Source organism: Phocaeicola sp. RTP21198st1_B8_RTP21198_201120, from assembly GCF_040929485.1.
GTDB lineage: Bacteria > Bacteroidota > Bacteroidia > Bacteroidales > Bacteroidaceae > Phocaeicola > Phocaeicola dorei.
The window spans coordinates 845-1,819 of the sequence record NZ_JBCOCI010000247.1; the positions used below are offsets into that span (position 1 = coordinate 845).

Genomic DNA, 975 nt, shown 5'->3' on the forward strand with positions numbered 1-975 from the left:
ACCGTCGGATATGTCCGAGTAAGTCAGTGTCACTCCGTCATTCGTGTCATGGATAGACTGCGCACGAGCGTTCAGATGGATTTCAATACCTTTCTTCTCCATCACTTCTTTGACGCTGTTTGCAATATCCCGATCTTCGCGAGGCATAAATTTGTTTCCTCCTTCGAGTATCGTCACTTTACTGCCGAAACCGGCATACATAGAAGCGAACTCCAGTCCGATATATCCTCCACCTATGATAATCAGGTGATGAGGAAGTACGTTTAAGTCCAAAAGCGCACTACTGGTATATACGTGCTGACTTTGCTGAATACCATCTATTGCAGGGATAATGGGAGTAGACCCCGTGTTGATAAATATCTCTTTTCCTTTCAGTTCGATTTCTCCTTCGGGAAGTTCCACTTTTATGGTATCGGCGGATATGAAAGACCCCGTTCCGGTATAGATAGTCACATTAGGACGTTTGCTTAGTCTTTCGTAATTATCATTCCTAAGAAAGGAAGTGAGGCGGTTCTTTCGGCCGATGGCTTGTTTGTACATATTCGCCTGCTTCGGAAAATCATCGTGGTAAAGCAAAGCGGAAACCTCGGCTTCATGCACCAGTGTCTTTGTTGGGATACAGGCTACATTCGGACAGCTTCCTCCATACATCATGTTGGAACGTTCTACGATGGCCACTTGCCATCCGCGGTTGGAAAGTTCGGCAGCCAGGGTTTTCCCTGCCTTGCCGAATCCTATAATAATTGCATCATATTGTTTCATAACTTCTTGTATTAACGATTTGTATGAGACTATATAACAGTCTGAAAATACGATTTGTTCCGCAATGGCAAGAAGTCAGAATCCTCTTTAGTGGTTGTCTTAGTCTTTTTTAAGTGTTTTGAGTACGCGTTGTGACGAGTCGGATAATAACACTACGGCACTGGCTAAGATCACAATATCTTTAATCACCAACCGCCCTGCACCGGATAGTAA

2 protein-coding genes are annotated in these 975 nt (G+C 44.1%); both read right to left on the minus strand.

All coding sequences use genetic code 11. The features are described from left to right. Positions 1 to 762 (minus strand): FAD-dependent oxidoreductase (locus AB5935_RS25040; RefSeq protein WP_368327760.1); only part of this gene is annotated, 762 nt, incomplete at its 3' end. A 99-nt stretch (positions 763 to 861) separates the two neighbouring features. Further along, positions 862 to 975, minus strand: a 114-nt coding sequence (locus tag AB5935_RS25045) for a DUF417 family protein (RefSeq protein ID WP_368327761.1), incomplete at its 5' end; no start/stop codon positions are given.